Source organism: Trinickia sp. LjRoot230 (genome assembly GCF_964253315.1).
Taxonomy (GTDB): Bacteria; Pseudomonadota; Gammaproteobacteria; order Burkholderiales; family Burkholderiaceae; genus Trinickia.
This window is the reverse complement of the sequence record NZ_CAXUQX020000002.1, coordinates 381,759-398,661: the sequence shown is the minus strand read 5'-3', so window position 1 is coordinate 398,661 and position 16,903 is coordinate 381,759. Positions and strand designations below refer to the sequence as shown.

General features: G+C 58.7%; 11 protein-coding genes and 1 pseudogene. 6 read left to right on the top strand and 6 right to left on the bottom strand.

Annotated elements, in window-relative coordinates:
* Positions 1 to 193: 193 nt before the first annotated feature.
* The 4 genes and pseudogenes from ACSQ20_RS20810 to ACSQ20_RS20795 all read right to left on the bottom strand — a co-directional run bounded on the left by ACSQ20_RS20810 (position 194) and on the right by ACSQ20_RS20795 (position 3,659).
* Entirely contained in the window at positions 194 to 1,789 is a 1,596-nt protein-coding gene (locus ACSQ20_RS20810) for an ABC transporter substrate-binding protein (protein WP_436023797.1), read from the bottom strand.
* Between the two features lie 38 nt (positions 1,790 to 1,827).
* Positions 1,828 to 2,022 carry a hypothetical protein gene (locus tag ACSQ20_RS20805; RefSeq protein WP_436023795.1) on the bottom strand — a complete coding sequence of 65 codons (195 nt, stop codon included), beginning with the start codon at positions 2,020 to 2,022 and terminating at the stop codon, positions 1,828 to 1,830.
* A gap of 365 nt (positions 2,023 to 2,387) precedes the next feature.
* Positions 2,388 to 3,245 (bottom strand): annotated as a pseudogene (locus ACSQ20_RS20800) (HipA domain-containing protein); the annotation flags it as partial.
* Between the two features lie 114 nt (positions 3,246 to 3,359).
* Complete coding sequence (locus ACSQ20_RS20795; RefSeq protein ID WP_436023793.1) at positions 3,360 to 3,659, bottom strand: helix-turn-helix domain-containing protein; 300 nt, start codon at positions 3,657 to 3,659, stop codon at positions 3,360 to 3,362.
* Positions 3,660 to 4,246: 587 nt separating this feature from the next.
* Between ACSQ20_RS20795 and ltrA the strand changes: the two genes are divergently transcribed.
* From ltrA to ACSQ20_RS20765, 6 genes are all read left to right on the top strand, one after another.
* Entirely contained in the window at positions 4,247 to 5,779 is a 1,533-nt protein-coding gene (gene ltrA, locus ACSQ20_RS20790; protein WP_436018321.1) for a group II intron reverse transcriptase/maturase, read from the top strand.
* Between the two features lie 133 nt (positions 5,780 to 5,912).
* Positions 5,913 to 6,593 carry a translesion DNA synthesis-associated protein ImuA gene (gene imuA, locus ACSQ20_RS20785; RefSeq protein WP_436025771.1) on the top strand — a complete coding sequence of 227 codons (681 nt, stop codon included), beginning with the start codon at positions 5,913 to 5,915 and terminating at the stop codon, positions 6,591 to 6,593.
* A complete protein-coding gene (locus tag ACSQ20_RS20780; protein ID WP_436023791.1) occupies positions 6,523 to 7,992 on the top strand; it encodes a Y-family DNA polymerase in 1,470 nt (489 codons plus the stop codon). Before imuA ends, ACSQ20_RS20780 begins: the two co-directional genes overlap by 71 nt.
* Before the next feature lie 6 nt (positions 7,993 to 7,998).
* Positions 7,999 to 11,148, top strand: coding sequence for an error-prone DNA polymerase (locus ACSQ20_RS20775; protein ID WP_436023789.1), 3,150 nt, complete (start codon positions 7,999 to 8,001; stop codon positions 11,146 to 11,148).
* 301 nt (positions 11,149 to 11,449) lie between these two features.
* Positions 11,450 to 14,476: an ATP-binding cassette domain-containing protein gene (locus ACSQ20_RS20770; protein WP_436023787.1), complete on the top strand. Its 3,027-nt coding sequence runs from the start codon at positions 11,450 to 11,452 to the stop codon at positions 14,474 to 14,476.
* Between the two features lie 151 nt (positions 14,477 to 14,627).
* Positions 14,628 to 15,401, top strand: coding sequence for a phage tail tip lysozyme (locus ACSQ20_RS20765; RefSeq protein WP_436023785.1), 774 nt, complete (start codon positions 14,628 to 14,630; stop codon positions 15,399 to 15,401).
* 44 nt (positions 15,402 to 15,445) lie between these two features.
* Here the strand turns inward: ACSQ20_RS20765 and ACSQ20_RS20760 are convergent, their stop codons facing one another.
* Together ACSQ20_RS20760 and ACSQ20_RS20755 are read right to left on the bottom strand one after the other, a co-directional pair.
* Positions 15,446 to 15,994, bottom strand: coding sequence for a glycine zipper 2TM domain-containing protein (locus tag ACSQ20_RS20760; RefSeq protein ID WP_436023783.1), 549 nt, complete (start codon positions 15,992 to 15,994; stop codon positions 15,446 to 15,448).
* 192 nt (positions 15,995 to 16,186) lie between these two features.
* Positions 16,187 to 16,684 carry a hypothetical protein gene (locus ACSQ20_RS20755; protein ID WP_436023781.1) on the bottom strand — a complete coding sequence of 166 codons (498 nt, stop codon included), beginning with the start codon at positions 16,682 to 16,684 and terminating at the stop codon, positions 16,187 to 16,189.
* Positions 16,685 to 16,903 lie beyond the last annotated feature (219 nt).

Below are 16,903 nucleotides of genomic sequence, written 5' to 3'. Positions count from 1 at the left end.
GTCGCACGTCGGCGTATCGTCGACAAGTGATAGGGCGAGAGTGACTTCTTTGGATTGATGCGGTTGATGCGGTTGATGCGGATGTGAACTTCCTTTCTCGTCACCGTGGCCCGGTGTTTGCCAGGGCTCGCCCTCGGTGCGAGGAATAGCTCGATGGTATGAGCAAAAAAATGCGAGTTCAAGAACTTACTGATTACTTTTTCAATGTCCGATACGAAGTGAGATCGTTAATCGGGCCTACCTCGGGGCCGACGACACCGGGGCGCGTGGCAACCTGCACCACCTTTTCGAACATGATGATGAAAGGCGATTGATCGAGCACCTGCTGTTGCAGCGCCTGATAGCGCTTCGCTCGCTGCGCAGGCACAGGCTCCACGAGCGCTGCTTCCGTCTCGTCGGTCAGCTGCGGGATGTTCCAACTGTTGCGCCAGGCGAGCATCTTGTACTTCGATTGATCCGAGTTATCGGGATTCCACGCGAAGCCGCGCGCGTTGCTATTCGGGTCCATGTAATCGGAGGACCATTCGCCGATGAAGATATCGTGCTGGCGCGCGCGATACTTGCCGATCGCTTGCTTGGCGTCGCCCGGAATCAGCTTCACCTTGATGCCCCCTTGCGCGAAATTCGCCTGCAGCGCCTGCGCGATTTCGATGAACGGGTAGTCGTTGGGCATATCCATCGTCACATCGAAGCCGTTCGGCAAGCCGGCTTTCGCCAACAATGCTTTCGCTTTGGCGACATTCAACCGGTACGGATTGACATCGAGCTGGCCGAGAAAACCATCGGGCACGAAGCTCTGATGCACTTTGTAAGTAGTACTAACGATATTGCGCTGAATGCCATCGTAATCGACGAGCCACTTCATGGCCTGTTGCACTTCGGGTTTCGCGAGATTCGGGTTCTTCGCGTTGAGACTCAGATACAGCAATGCCGATGCTGGCCACGACGCGACCTTGATCTTGCCGGCTTTAGCGAGTGAAGCAAGGCTGTCCGGGCTCAGATTGCGCGCGGCATCGGCATCGCCGTTTTCGAGCAGCAGCCGTTGCGCGGAGGCCTCGGGCACATGCCGCAGTACGATGCGCTTCATCGGATACGGTGAGCGGTAGGCATCGAAGCGCTGCAGTACGAGGCTTTCGTTCGGCGTCCATTTGACGAGCTTGTAAGGCCCGGAGCCCGCATCGTTGGTTCGCAGCCACGCGCTGCCGAAGTCCGCGTTCTGTTCATGCGAGAGCACAAGCTTGCGATCGAGAATCGAGCCGGGCCCCGCGCTCAACACGTTCAACACGAAGCTCGGCGCGTACTTGCGGTCCGTTTGCAGCGTGAGCGTTCGGTCATCGATTTTCTTGATTCGCTCAGCAACGTTGTCCTTCGTCAAACCGAGGTCGGCCAGCACGCCGGCCGGGCCTTTGCCGAGCAGCACGGTGCGTTGCAGCGACCACACGGCGTCGTCGGCTGTAACAGGGTTGCCGGAATGAAACGTGAGGCCGGGCCGCAGCTTGAACGTGTAAGACAGGCCATCCGGGCTGACGCTCCACGACTGCGCAATCTTGCCGTCGAACTTCGAAGGGTCGTGCAAATCGATTTGTACGAGGCGCTCATAGGTGTTCGCAACGTATTCGGAAGGCACGAGTTCGTAGATCTCGCTCGGATCGAGCGTCGTGAATTCGCCAATTTGCGTGGCGATGACGAAGATGCCGGGCGGCGTGGCAGCTTGAACGGCCGAGGCGGGGACCACTGCCGCGAGCGCTGCAGAAACTACGAGTTTCGATAGCAACAGCAGTTGCTTCATGTAGGCTCCGTGAAAAGGGACGATGATTTGAAAACGGGTTATTCGTGGCAGTCGACCCACGCACGCGCCCATTCGGCGCCGGCGGCGCGAGCTTCTTCTTCGGTATCGAAAACGGCGAGGATCGCGGAGCCTTGGACCAACTCGTTGTGTTGCATGACGGTACCGCTCGCCGCGAAGCCATCGCCTCGAACAATGGCGTGGCCCCAAATTTCATACCCTTTATATCGTTCCATTTCGATCGAAATAGGTTGCTGCAGCGTCGAGCAAGTTCGCCATGCAAGAGGTCTCGCGAATACGCAAGTGCAAGTACAAGTGCATGACGATCGGATATGCAGTGACTGCCGATACTGCCGCGTCAGCCATTGCAGCCGGGGCAATAGTGGCGGTCAGCGACGGAATCGTCCACCTGCCAGATTTGCTGGGGGGGCGGACTCGCTGTACAGATGCAATAACCGTTCTCGGTTGCATGGAAGGAAAAAGTGCCTGTCCAAGGTGTCGGAATGTGCATGCGGATGGAACTGTACATCCATACAGATTTTGTCGCAATGCGATGCCTAAACGGGCAATGAGGCTCGCGTTAGAGGCTACAGCGAGATGATCACGCCTGAGCTGTCAACCGCACATTCAACCGCCGCATTCCTGTGAATATCGCCTCGGCCATATCGTTCGGAACCTCGCTTGAGAACCGAGCGGAGGTTTCGGCGATCACGGCCTCGGTTCGCGAAGTCACGTCGTCAATGATCGACTCGACATCGTCGGCCGTGAACCCAACACGCTGTCCTTGAGCCACCCAATGGCGACGTTGGATTTGCTCGAGCAGATAGTGAGTGTTCCTGCCGCGCACGGCCATCGAAAGCTTCACCTTCAGCATTGCTAGGTGGTTGGGGCCGATGCCGATGATCGGATGCGCAGAGAGTACATCGTAGAGCGGAGTGGCGGCGTAGCGGCTGCCCGGCAGATGCTTGATGCTGAAATTCTTTGCGTGACCGTCGGTTGCAGCCAACAGCCAAAATACCAGCTGTGTCATCAAGAAACATCGTCTGTCTTGTGCAGCCCGTTCGGAGCCGGACAGAATCCCCATGATCGACTCGATGCCGGGCCCGCCATCGGTTTGATATTTATGTAAGGCAGGCGTGCTGGTGGCCTGGCACATGTCCTCCTGCGGTAGCCGCACAATCCATGTCCGGTCGTGCGAAAGCTGTCGATCAAAGCGTTCGACGGCGAGGGCCTTTTGATCTTCGAAACGGACAATTTCGCATTGCGCGATCGGCAGTCCATAGGCAGCGACGATTTTGGAGCAAAGCCATTCGTTTTCAACGGAGGTCCGCATGTCGGCGCGCATGTTGCCTACCAGGCCAAGCGGCAATTTAAAAATATGCGTGGTCGGCGTACTACCCTCGGGCAGGTATCACTGGTTGTCATGAAAGGGTAGCGCTGTCTTTTCCTGGGCCCCTGATCCAGTCGTCCCAATAGACGAGGCTCTCTTCGCCGCGGGTACTTTCCCAATATCCAACTGGCAGCCCGTTCATCCACAGGTTGAGTCGGTTCGTGCGCGTGCGCTTCGCCATGCCTACCAGTTCTCCCGCTTCTTTGTGACGCCTTTGGGGGATGGCGCTTGGCCCTGGTTATCGGTCGCGTCCTTTCGTGATTCGACGTCGGCTGGAATCAAGGTGAGGCTGACGTCGAGCACACGCAAAACCTTGAACAGACGCTCCACGCTGACTATGGCGGGATTGGCTTCCAATTGAGCGTAGGTCTGCTGTGTCACCCCAAGGTGATTGGCCATCATGGCTTGCGTCATGCCCGCGGATTTTCGAAATCCCTTGAGGATAGGGCGCAGTTGACCCAATGTCTTGATGTGGTAGTCCACGGTAGTTTCTCCAGCGGGCAATTGAGCGCAACAGGCTATGGCCTGTAAGTCGAAAAAACAGGTTATAGCTTGTTTTTAGCAAATACAAGGCATAGCCTGTAATACCGCTGCGGTATGTTCTCGATAAAACAGGAAATAGCCTGTATTGCCGGGTTGATGCCACCAAGCGTCAGAATTAGCCGGCGACAAAATTCTGCGCTAGAATGGCTGTATATATATACAGTGTGCGCCGGGAGACCGGTAGAGATCAAGGGGTGAAAGTCCCCGACATTGCAAGAACTAGCGATTCACGATGTCCCCGAGTCATGCGTGGTCAGCCGCGAGGCGGGCTGCGAAGCGTTGACAGGGGTGCTGATAGGCCAGCCATCGAGCCACGAAATGGATACATTCCCGAGTGCTGACGTACTACTGTATGCGGAAGGCAATACCGCGGGGCGCGCCATCGCAAGCGCCATGCGGACTCGGCGCGGTCTTAGACCCTGGCATGTCAGTACGATCTCTATGCGGGAACCGGGAGATCTCCTATTTGGCCGCGGACGGAGGTGTCGTCGAGCGGTCCGCATCGGGAAGGTGAGGAGCCAAAGCCGATGACGAACGAATGGGAGAAGTCGGACTCGCCCATAGTAGCGAAGAAGCTGGCGAACAAATCCGGGCAACCAGACGCGGAGCCGGCGGAGCGAAGGGGCGGGGCCAAGGGGAACACGGGCTGGTCGCGCATGCGCCGGACGCAGAGCCGGATAAGCGTGTCCCAGAGGCTGGACCGTGTGCGACAAGCCGCAAGGCAAAGGAAGAAGGAGAGGTTCACGGCGTTGTTCCACCTGATCGACTTCGACCTACTGGCGACGGCGTTCTTCTGGCTGAAACGGAAGGCGGCAGCCGGGGTTGATGGCGTGACGTGGCACGACTATGAGCTAGATCTGGATCGAAATCTCGAAGACCTGCATGGCCGACTCCACCGGCAGGCTTATCGGGCGCTGCCCAGTCGCAGGCGGTACATACCGAAAGCGGATGGAAAACAGCGACCGCTGGGCATTGCCGCACTGGAAGACAAAATCGTCCAGCGCGCGCTGGTGGCGGTCCTCAATGCGATCTACGAGACGGACTTCCTGGGCTTCTCATACGGTTTTCGTCCGCGACGCAGCCAGCACGATGCGTTGGATGCACTCGCAACGGGAATCGCTCGCACGAGCGTGAGCTGGATACTGGACGCCGACATCAGCAGGTTCTTCGATACGGTCAACCACGACTGGCTGACCCGATTCGTTGAGCACCGCATAGGCGACCAGCGCGTGATTCGACTGATCCGCAAATGGCTGAAGGCGGGAGCGATGGAAGACGGGGTGATCGAGCCCACCGACGAGGGGACACCGCAAGGGTCTGTCATCTCGCCGCTGCTGGCGAATATCTACCTGCACTACGTCTTCGACCTCTGGGCAAATCAATGGCGTAAGCGCCATGCCGAGGGTAACGTCGTGATCGTCCGATACGCCGACGACGTCGTGATTGGTTTCGATAAACCACATGATGCGAAGCGGTTCAGGCGGGCCATGCAACAGCGACTGGAGCAGTTTGGGCTGTCGGTGCACCCGGAGAAAACCCGGCTGATCGAGTTCGGGCGCTTTGCGGCCCGCAACCGAGCCGGCCGAGGGCTGGGCAAACCCGAGACGTTCAACTTCCTCGGATTCACCCACATCAGCGGCCGTGCTAGAGACGGCAGGTTCATGCTCATGCGCAAAACGCGGAGCGACCGACTCCGCACGGCGCTGAAGGGGATCAAGGATGAGTTGCGGCACAGATGGCACCAGTCGATTCCCGAGCAAGGGGACTGGTTACGCCGCGTGGTCCAAGGGTACTTCAACTACCACGCGGTGCCGACCAACTTCGCTGCGCTGCGGGCCTTGCGCGCACGCGTGATTGACCTCTGGAGGTTGGCGCTACGGCGCCGCAGTCAGAAGGACGACACCACGTGGGCGAAGATGCAACGGCTTGCGAAGCAGTGGATACCCAAGGCTCGCATCCTTCACCCCTGGCCGGTCGTGCGGTTTGACGCCAACTACCCGAGGCAGGAGCCCGGTGCGCGAATCGCGCACGCCGGGATCTGTGCGGGGGGTGTCCAGTAATGGACATTCCTACCGCGACATCAACATGAGCGCTCTGATGGACCACCTCGCCGCCCAACACCCGCAGATACGGCCTTCCGATCAGCGGGCACGCTCTACCGACGCTCTACTTGACTCAGCTCTGTACCCGGGGATGGAGGGAATAGCGTTATGGCGCGCCTCTCAATTGGCACGAGGGGGCTTACGCACGGTCGATACGGGCTATGCCGCATTGTCGGCCGAATTGCCTGGCGGCGGTTGGCCCGTCGGCGCACTGATCGATCTGCTGGTCCAACAGCCGGGCGTGGGTGAAATCCGGCTGCTGCGTCCAGCGCTTGCCTCTTTGGGCAAGCGTCCGGTTGTGCTCGTGCAGTCTCCGCACGTTCCCAATGGGCCGGCATTCGCTTATTTGGGCATGCCGTTCGATCGGTTGATGCACGTGCGGGCGTCGAAAATGGCTGATGCGCTTTGGTCAGCCGAGCAGATATTGCGGGCAGGCACCTGCGGGGCGCTGTTGTATTGGGCGCAACAAGTGCCCGTATCTTCATTGCGGCGGCTGCATTTGGCTGCGCAGTCGTCGGAAACGCTGTTCGTCATGGTGAGGCCGCTTGCGGCCGCACAAGATGCTTCCCCTGCTTTGCTGCGGTTGGCCGTGCGTCCGGCGGACGATGGCATCAGCGTTGACATCGTGAAGCGACGAGGGCCTACGCACACCGAGCCTTTATCCATCCCTTTACATCCCAGTCCCATCTTGTTCAGCCGTCATGCGCGTATTTCTCGCCGTCAAACTGCACCGACTCGAGCTGGAAGTGTTTCGGCCGAAGTGGTTGCCTGACCCGGCACATGGCGCAGTCGTATTCGAAAAGGACAGGGTCGTCATCGCCGACGGCACAGCGCGTGCGGCAGGCGTGCATCTCGGCATGCGCCGGGGTGGCGTACTGACACTCGCGCCCAACGCTGAAATCCACGAGCGCGATGCAACAAAAGAGGCGGCGGTGCAGCGGGAAGTTGCGATGGCACTGATGCAGTTTTCGCCCGAAGCGAGTGTGGCGAGCGAGGCCACCGTTTTGCTCGATGTCACTGCCAGCCTGCGTCTGTTCGGCGGCATCTTGCGGTTATGCCGGCAAGTGGGGCTTGTCTTGCATGCCATGGGTATCAGCGCGTCTGTCTGCGTGGCGCCTACGGGGCAGGGGGCATGGCTGCTTGCGCAGCATGGCCGGCGGCGCTTTTTAAAAATGCGTTCGCTGGAGCGGGCACTTTGCGCGTTGCCGTTTGCCGGGGTGCCGGAGCTCCAGCCGTTTGCCGAATGGTTATCGGGCCTTGGTTGCAAGACGGTTGCCGATATTCGCCGTTTGCCGCGGGCGGGTCTTTTACGCCGCTGCGGTACGGATGTGCTCGAATCGCTTGATCGGGCCTTTGGCGTCGCACAGGAGCTTTTCGATTGGCTGGAGTTGCCGCCAGTCTTCGTCGCACGCATTGAACTGCCGGATCGGATCGAGCATGCGGAAGGCATCTTGTTCGCCGCGCGCCGCCTGATCACACAGTTATGCGGCTGGCTTGCTGCGCGGCAGCTTTCGTTGTCGGCGGCGGCTTTCTTTCTCGAGCACGAGCGCGGCCGTCAGGCGCTTGCGCCAACCTTGCTCGAACTCGCATTGGGCGAGCCGACCTGGCGAGAGGATCATCTGATCAGGCTGCTCAAAGAACGGCTGGGCCGTCTCGAACTGACGGCATCGGTCATTGCGCTGCGGCTCGAGGCGACGAATGTCGCGCCTGCCGCGCCGGTCTCGGATTCGCTTTTTCCCGAGCCAGGCGGTTCGGCACAAGACCACGCACGCCTTATCGAACTGCTGGCTGCGCGGCTGGGCAACGAGAACGTGCTGCGCGCCGCGCCGATGGCCGATTATCGTCCCGAGGTGGCGAACCGCTGGGTACCGGTTCAGGAATCCGTCAAGGCCGCGCCTGTTGCCGAAGGCTTGCCGCGTCCCGTCTGGCTTTTGGAAAAACCGGTGCGGCTGCTGATGCGCGAACATCGTCCGTTTTACGGTTCACCGCTCAAGATCGTCTCGACTGGCGAGCGCATCGAAGCGGGATGGTTCGACGGTGCACTCGTGACGCGCGATTATTTTGTCGCACAAGCGCAAGACCGGAGCTGCTATTGGATCTATCGCGAGCGAGTGAGCAGTCGCGATATGCAAAAAGAGCCGAATTGGTTTCTTCACGGGCTATTTGGGTGAGGCGCGATGAATGCGACTTTTAACGCGCTGCCGGCCTATGCCGAATTATTTTGCTTTTCGAATTTCACGTTTTTGCATGGGGCATCGCATGCCGAGGAGTTGGCCGAAAGAGCCGCGCAACTCGGATATGCTGGTCTTGCGATTACCGATGAATGCTCGCTCGCCGGCGTCGTGCGGGCGCACGTGGCGGCGAAAGAGGAAAAGCTGCCGCTCGTCGTCGGTTCGTATTTCAGGCTGGTCAATGCGGATGGCTCGCCCGCTTTCGGGCTGATATTGCTTGCACAGAACAGAAACGGCTATGGAAATTTGTGCGAACTCATTACGCTCGCCAGAATGCGCGCGCCAAAAGGCGAATATCGTCTGACACCGCAAGATTTGGCACGGCCGGAAAAGCCCTATGAGCATTTGCGCGGCGTGCCCGATTGCCTTGCGATTCTCGTACCCGAATTCCCAGCCAATGAAGCGTTGCTGTACGAACGCTTGATGTGGCTAGATGAAACGTTTTTTGCGCGTGCCTGGTGCGGCCTCGTTTTGCATCAACGAGCCATGGACGACATTCATCGTGGCGCGATCGAGCATGTAGCCCAGCAATGCGATTTGCCCGTCGTTGCGCTTGGACACGTGGTGATGCATGTGCGCTCGCGCAAGCCATTGCAGGACACCATGACGGCAATCCGCGTGCGCAAGCCCGTGAACGAATGCGGCTATGAACTGGCGCCCAACGCCGAGCAGCATCTGCGCTCGCGCTTGCGTTTGGCCAATTTGTATCCCGAACATGCGCTTACCGAGACGACGAACATCTTTGCACGCTGTACGTTCTCGCTCGACGAACTGCGCTATGAATATCCGGAAGAACTCGTGCCGCATGGGGTAACACCGGCCGCTTATTTGCGCCAAGAAACTTATATCGGCGCGCACCGCCGGTTTCCGCGCGGCATTGCGCATCAGATTCAAACCCAGCTCGAACACGAGCTCCAATTGATTCGCGAACTCGAGTACGAACCTTATTTCCTGACTGTCTATGACATCGTTCGTTTTGCTCGAAGCCGGGGCATTCTTTGTCAGGGGCGCGGCTCGGCCGCCAATTCAGCGGTGTGTTATTGCCTTGGCATAACAGAGGTGGACCCAGCGCGGGGCAACATGTTGTTCGAACGTTTCATCAGCAAGGAGCGTGGCGAGCCGCCCGATATCGATGTCGACTTTGAACATCAACGCCGGGAAGAAGTCATTCAATACATCTACTCAAAATACGGTCGTGACCGTGCGGCGATTGCGGCTGCTGTCTCCACTTATCGGCCGCGCGGCGCATTGCGCGAAACGGGCAAGGCACTTGGCGTCGATCCGCAGATCGTCGACATGGTGGCGAAGTCGCATCAATGGTTCGACGGCAAGCGCGATCTGCTCAAACGCTTCGACGAGTGCGGGCTCGATCCCGAGGCGCCGCTGATACAAGCATGGGCGTCGCTGGCGACGCAACTGCTCGGCTTTCCCCGACATTTGTCCCAGCATTCGGGCGGCTTCGTCATTAGCCGCGGCAAACTTTCGCGGCTCGTGCCGATCGAGAATGCCGCTATGCCGGAACGATCCGTAATCGAATGGGATAAAGACGATCTCGAATCGTTAGGGCTGCTAAAGGTAGATGTGCTTGCGCTTGGCATGCTGTCTGCCATTCGCCGTACGCTGGATATCGTATCGGAGCAGCGCGGGGAACGCTTCGACATACAGAACATTCCTGCTGAGGACACCGAAACATACGACATGATTTGCCGTGCTGATACGGTCGGCGTGTTTCAGATTGAATCGCGTGCGCAGATGTCGATGTTGCCGCGTCTGAGGCCGCGCACGTTTTACGATCTCGTGATCGAAGTGGCTATTGTGCGTCCGGGGCCCATTCAAGGCGGTGCCATCCATCCGTACTTGCGTCGCCGTCAGAAGCTCGAGCCGGTGAGCTATCCCGGCAAGGCGTTGGAAATCGCGTTGTCGCGCACGCTCGGCGTGCCGATTTTTCAAGAACAGGTGATGCAAGTCGCGATGCTCGCGGCCGGCTTTTCGGCGGGCGAGGCCGATCAATTACGGCGCGCGATGGCATCGTGGAAACGTAAGGGCGGACTCGAAAAATACTATGACCGCATCGTAGGCGGCATGACCTCGCGCGGTTACGAGAAATCGTTCGCCGATGGCATTTTTGAGCAGATCAAGGGCTTTGCCGAATATGGCTTTCCGGAAAGCCATGCCGCAAGCTTCGCCTTGCTCGTCTATGCGAGCAGTTGGCTCAAGTGTCACGAACCGGAAGCGTTTCTTGCGGCGATGCTCAATAGTCAGCCGATGGGTTTTTACTCGCCTTCGCAGCTCGTGCAAGATGCAAGGCGTCATGGCGTTAAGGTGCTGCCCGCCGATGTCGTAATCAGCAATTGGGATGCGTCGCTGGAGAAGGGCGAACATGCTGAAAGGCCGGCGGTCCGTCTGGGTTTGTCCTTGCTCAAAGGCATGCGCGATGGCGCCGCCGAGCGCATCGAGATTGCCCGTGCAGTGCGGCCGTTCGAAAGCGTGCGCGATATGGCCTGCCGCGCGCAACTCGATCGTCACGATCTTCAGGTGCTTGCTGCTGCCAATGCACTTTCGTCCCTGGCCGGCAATCGTCGAGAAGCGCTGTGGCAATCGGTTGCGGCTGTGCCCGATAAGGACATGTTGGCGAAAGCGGTAATCGAAGATGCCACACCGGCGCTTGGCGTGCCGTCGGAGGGCGAGGACATCGTCGGCGACTACCGCGCGATGGGGTTGACGCTAGGCCGCCATCCATTGGCGTTGTTGCGGACGCAATTGTCGGAGCGGCGGCTGATACCGGCCGCAACGTTGCAGACCTACCCGAATGGCCGGCTCGCCCGCGCGTGCGGGCTCGTCACGGTGCGTCAGCGGCCCGATACGGCCAAGGGCGTTATCTTCGTGACGATCGAAGACGAGACCGGCAACGTGAACGTCATTGTCTGGCCGAAGGTGCTGGAGCAGCAAAGAAAGGAAGTGCTCGGTGCGTCGCTGCTCGCTGTGTTCGGGGTATGGCAATGCGAATCGGAGGTGCGTCACCTGGTGGCGCATCGGTTCGTCGATCTGTCGCATATGCTGGGTGAGTTGCCGTCGGCGAGTCGGAACTTTCATTAAGGTTTTGATGCGTGTATTGATATTGCGTGGATTTTTGCTGCGCGATATCGCTCGCGCATTCGCCTTAGCCGATAAAAATTGATCAGCCATTGCTATTGTTTGTGCGCACATTATTACAAACCGCATAAACTATTTTCTACTACGCTATATGGTTACTCGTTTTCTCGGGGATACGCCCGCCTCTCTGAAACCTTCCCGCTTGTCATTCGAGCTGCCATCCGAGAAAACAGGAAACACGATTCGTTTTTCCGTACGCGGCTCGGCTCACGTCCTTGACCAGTTGAAGCGCCGGGCACGGCCGATGGCCTGGTCGGCGTGCGGCGAATCCGGCCGCATCGAGGGCACCATATACAAGCCGGCTATCGAGCAATGTACCAGCGCGAAAAATATTCCCCTCGAAGCGCGCCGCTATCGCGGCCGCGATGTGATCGATCTTTACCGCAACGTGCAACAAGGCACGATTCCGCCTGGGCGCTATGTCTATGCGCTGTCCCGTAGCGTTCAGACCGGTGTTGCCGCCAAGGTGCTGCGCTGGGCGCGTGTGGAGCGCAGCCGCGATGGCGGGCAAGCAGGAGAATTGCATTGGGCCGATCCCAATCCGCTGATGGATCGGGTGCCTCGGCCGCTTTCCAAATCGATCATTTTCGTCGTGACCAACAAACCGATCGACAATCCGGCCTCGTTATTGAATGCGGAGCAAGAATCAAGCATCAGTGCCAAGGCCGCGTTGCCGCAACGCGTCACGCTCGACATCCATCAGCCGACGGTGGGCGAAACAACAATCTCGATGCGCTTGCGAGGACGCCCGAAAACGCAGCATAGCCAGGAGTTGGAGGCGCTGCTCACGCTGGTCGTGCTTGGCGAGCGGGACGAAGACGAACCTTCGATTCTCGGCAAACTCGCGCGGATGAGCACCGCAGCCAAGCCCAATACAAAGCGGGCGCTATCGGTAACGACGCTCAAGATGATCGACGTCGACGACAGCAAAACGGCCGACGCGGCAGCAAAGCGCCTACAGGTGCCCAAGCAGGACGAGGTACGAAACCGGCTTTTCGAATCTCTCAAAGTCCAACCTGAATCGGCGACGGAGCATCCGATCAAGGACGCCAAAGATGTGCTCAAGGCGCTTCGAACGCTGATTAACGGATATTGCGAAAATACGTCCAAAACGGGACATGCGGAACCTGGCGCGAAGTTGGCCACGTTTCAGTCGCTTTTGCCGCAGGATCTCTATCGCAAATATCGGCATTTACAACGCGAGATGGTGGCCATGGCCAGCGTGAGCGCGAAGCATCCGAAGCGGGAGTTCATCGATATTCAGCGCGACGATGAGCTAGCAAGAGGCATCGATGAATGGGTGAGCCAACTGATCGAATGGATGAATGAGAACACGCGGGAAGGCGCTGCTGTCGACGAGGACCGAATCGAAGCACTCGCCTGGTTTTACTTTCTGGTGCGTAGCGAAGAACTCAACGAGATATCGTTGAAAAACGATATCGACGACTTCGATGACGGCAAGACCCGCATGGAGAGCGAGGTTTATGGCGAACTGGCGCGCTACGGATTCTCGCGGGCGCAACTGAAAACGTTGCTGAGCGACCGCGAGCTTGATCTCGTCCAATACTCGCCGCGCACGCTATGGCGCGCGATGAAGGTGGTTGCCAGATTCGGCAATCTGCGTCAGCAGCGCGGCGTTCTCACCGGCGTCATCGCTAACTTCATCCTGCAAGGGCTAGTACGCGGCGGATCATCGAACTTCTATGCAAACGTGACTCGAGGCAACCATTTTGACATGGGCGCTTACACGGGGTATTGGACCGCCAATTACCTGGCTGGCGATATGCTTGCAGCGAATGGCGCCGCTCGCGTCGAAAAGGTCATGTTGCGCGCCGACATCGAAGTTCAGCGCAGTTGGTTGAACCGAACCTTCTATGGCGATGAAAACGGCACGAGCTTCGAAAAGACATTCAATACCCTCGTGCGGGGCCGGCAGGCCGGGGGTAAGTTGATAGGCGACGCGCTGACCCGGGGCAGTCCCGCGATCATGCAGATTCTGGCCGCCGCGGGGGTGCTCACTCGCTTCGATCCGCGACTTGCGGCGGCTGGCCTTGTCAGCCTGCCCATCATGTATTTGTGGGCCAAGCGCGGTAATCAAAAGATGGAGCGGCTTTATCGCGAGAGCCACGAAGCAATCGATGCGACCACCGAGAGCAATAGCCGGAGTCTGCGCGGCGTGCACGACCTGAGAAACCTTGTCGGTATGGAGCGCAGCTTGAATCAAATCGCGCAGCAATTCGAAAAGGAAAGGTCGCTCGAGCATAACTTGATGTACCGAAAAGCGTGGCAATGGTTCTGGAGTTATTTGCCCATGGACGTCGGTATCCTGCTTACCGTTGCGCTCGGGGTTGAGTTGGGCTTGCCGGCCGGGCAGATATTGGCATCGACGATGGCTTTCGGCGGTCTCACGTACCCCATTCAAGGTCTCTCGCGGATGTATTTCGACGAATTCCCGCGCCATATTCTTCAGGTCATGGAACTCAAGGAGATGATCGGCTCGATGGAGTCGATCGACGATCCTCGTGGCGCACTCGAGCACGCGCGCATTCGCGTTTCCGAGTTGCGGGATTTTTCCCTCGCTTTTCGTAACGTCAGCTTCAGTGTGCTGAACGAGCATGGCAAAGACGAACTCATTATCAAGGACGTCAATTTCGCGGTCCGACAGGGGGAATTCGTGACCATTCAGGGCGACTCGGGTTCGGGCAAGTCGACGCTCATCAAAATGATTGGCGGCATCAACACGCCGACGTCAGGCGAAATCACTATCGGGAATCAACCGCTCGATCAGGTCAAGCAATTCGGCAGCGATTCACTGCAGGATCTGGTGCATTACGCCAGTCAGCATGCCGAGTTTTTTCCGGGGAGCATATTTCATAACCTTATTCTTGGCATGCCGTTCGCGCGCGATGAACGCGAACTTGAACACTGGCGAGCAAAGATTCAAGAGCTGATGAAGAGGCTAGACTTCAATCCAGTTCGTTTCGACCTTGATCGCGAGTTTCCCCCCAATCTTTCAGGGGGCGAACGAGTACGCATGAGTTTGATTCGCGCAATACTGCGTGACTATATGACCGACGATCCCAAAAAACGCGGCGTGTTACTGGTAGATGAGCCGACGGCGGGGTTGGACAACCGCCGCGAGAAGCGGGTCATCTCGCTGCTGACAGAACTGAATGCAGGCGGGACGACGCTGCTGTGCGTTACGCACAACGACGAACTTCGGAAGGTCGGCCGCCAGATCGATATGTCGCAATTCAAGACCGCCGCTTGATTGCCTGCTTCGCATATGCGTCGCTCGCTTCGCATAACGCAAGAATTGTAAGCTCGCGTTTGCTATTTTCGACACTTGGAAGGACCCAGTTTGCATAATTCCCGCTCGCGTCGTGGAGACGGCTTTGATCAATACCGCTGGTTTTCAACAAGTGGACCCGCTGCTGAACCAGCTAACGGGCAGTGGCACGAAGACTAGCGGCAGCACCGACCCGCTCGCTGCCGCGCGACAGATCGAGCAGGTGATGGCGTCGATGTTTGGCGGCGGGCAGGGCGAGGAGTATTCGACGGACTGGCTGACCCAGCTGGCATCGTCGACCGCTTCCCAAATCGAGGCGATTGCCAACAGCCCGATGGCCAACGCCGATCTGGGCATCAATTTAGCCAGTTTCAGCACCGGCGGTACAGGCGGCACGCAGTCATCCGGCGGCGGCATTGCTTCCGCTAAGTACAACGGCGGGGGAACGCACGGCAAGCCCGTTGCGGATTGGTTTGTCGGGCGCTTGCAGCACGACTTCAACCTGACCAAAAATCAAGCCTCCGGCATTGTCGCGAACCTGTGGTATGAAAGCGGCGGCATGAAGCCGGCGATGAACGAAGGGATGCACGTTGGCGCACCCAGCTCGAACATGGGGCAGGGGTACGGCATTGCGCAATGGACTGGTTCGCGCAAACGGGAGTTTTTGGACTTCGCATCGAAACACGGTATGAACCCATCGAGCGTCGAAGCGAATTACGCTTACCTCAAGCACGAGTTGCAGACGACCCACGCCAATGCGATCACCGCTGTGAAGCGGACCAATAGCGCCCAGGCGGCAACAACCGCTTTTTGCAACGTGTTCGAGGTTCCAGGCGTTCCTGCGATGCAAAAGCGATACGACGCTTTGGCTCAAGTGCTCGGAACCAGCGGCACTGCGTTTGCCTGACGCCGGCGGCCGAGCACGTCACATCTTTTACATCTTTAAATCAATCAGTATCGAGACACCTGATTGCCGTCGATCCGAACCCGATCGCCGGGCCGCAGGTCGCCCGGCGTTTGCAGATCGAACGAACGCATCGAGCCGTCGCTCAACTGAATATCGACGCGATAACCGGATGGTTGGCCCACACGCTGGCCGAGTTGATTGCCGGCTACGGCGCCGCCCAGTGCGCCGATGACGGTTGCGGCCTCGCGTCCGTGACCGCCGCCGAACTGATTGCCGATCACTCCGCCGGCCACCGCGCCGACTAGCGTGCCCACCACGCCCGAGGGACTCGTCGCGCCGCCGATAGGCACGACCCTCGCCACTGTGCCGTACTGCGTCCCATAGCCGTCCGGTTGCACGTAAGCTGGTTGGGCATATGACGGCTGAGGTTGCGGTTGCGCGTAGCTTGGCTGTGCGTACGCCGGTTGAGCGTACTGCGGCTGCGATCCGTAACCGCCGTAAGGCCCAGGTGCTACACACGCGGTGAGCGGCAACGCCGCGCTGACGGCGAGCAAAGCGAGCCGAGCGGCTCGCGTAAACGTGAAGTTTTTCATTTGATTTCTCGACTTCGAATTAACGCTTAGGAGCGCGAATGAATTAGCTGCGATTGGAGTATATGGAAAGCAGCTTTTACTGTACGCGCGCCGAGTAACAGTCTGTAAAGTCTGTTTGGCATCCGTGCGTTATCGCTCTGATGCGTTGATGCGCCTACGTGCGGACCAGCAAATCGCCGTTCAAGCAGCGTGTCACTGCACGCCGTAGCCGCGGCTTTGCATGCATTCGCCGAATGCATGCCAATAGCTCGTCATGGGCGGCTCGGGTGGTGGCAGGGGAGGAAGTTTCACTGTGCTCGCACCCGACGCCGCGTTGACCGACGCGGTTTGGCTCGCTGCGGCTGTCGGGGACGCCGCTGTGCTACTGCTCGCGGGCGCGGCACTGGCAGCCGCCGCTGCGCTTGCTGCACTCGCTGGACCTGCATGCCCAGCGTCCGCCGGCAATGGCGGGGCCGACGTCCCGCGCCCGGCATCAGGCGCGAAGCCGATCGCTTTGGTGCGCACCGGCCGCTGCGATTCATGCACGATGTCGACGTGGGTTTGCTGCCTCGCCTGCCAATAGCAATAGGCGTTGTCGACGCTTTGCGCGCCCGCGCTCTGGCTGCGCAGCGGATAAACGGTCGGCCGCTGAGCCCAGACAATTCCGGTTGCAGCCATAAGGGCTGCGCCGACCCACATACGAATGCTCATCGACTGCGGCCATCCTTTTATTGGTAATGCAAAAAGGATAGGCCCGCCGGGCGATGCATACGCGAGAGAGTATCGGCGGCATCCGCCAACCTCGCCGCGTTGCGGGGCGCGATTTATAAGATGTTGTTCATTTGCAACTTTTAATCGCGACGCGCTCTATCTCTTTAAAAGCAAGCACGATAAATAACTAGTTAAAACAAGGGTGTTCACCTATTTTTG

Bases quoted from the DNA above. Each gene is read 5' to 3' on its own strand.
- ACSQ20_RS20810 (WP_436023797.1), bottom strand. From the start codon at position 1,789: ATGAAGCAACTGCTGTTGCTATCGAAACTCGTAGTTTCTGCAGCGCTC.
- ACSQ20_RS20805 (WP_436023795.1), bottom strand. From the start codon at position 2,022: ATGGAACGATATAAAGGGTATGAAATTTGGGGCCACGCCATTGTTCGA.
- ltrA (WP_436018321.1), top strand. From the start codon at position 4,247: ATGACGAACGAATGGGAGAAGTCGGACTCGCCCATAGTAGCGAAGAAG.
- imuA (WP_436025771.1), top strand. From the start codon at position 5,913: ATGGAGGGAATAGCGTTATGGCGCGCCTCTCAATTGGCACGAGGGGGC.
- ACSQ20_RS20780 (WP_436023791.1), top strand. From the start codon at position 6,523: ATGCGCGTATTTCTCGCCGTCAAACTGCACCGACTCGAGCTGGAAGTG.
- ACSQ20_RS20775 (WP_436023789.1), top strand. From the start codon at position 7,999: ATGAATGCGACTTTTAACGCGCTGCCGGCCTATGCCGAATTATTTTGC.
- ACSQ20_RS20770 (WP_436023787.1), top strand. From the start codon at position 11,450: ATGGCCTGGTCGGCGTGCGGCGAATCCGGCCGCATCGAGGGCACCATA.
- ACSQ20_RS20760 (WP_436023783.1), bottom strand. From the start codon at position 15,994: ATGAAAAACTTCACGTTTACGCGAGCCGCTCGGCTCGCTTTGCTCGCC.
- ACSQ20_RS20755 (WP_436023781.1), bottom strand. From the start codon at position 16,684: ATGAGCATTCGTATGTGGGTCGGCGCAGCCCTTATGGCTGCAACCGGA.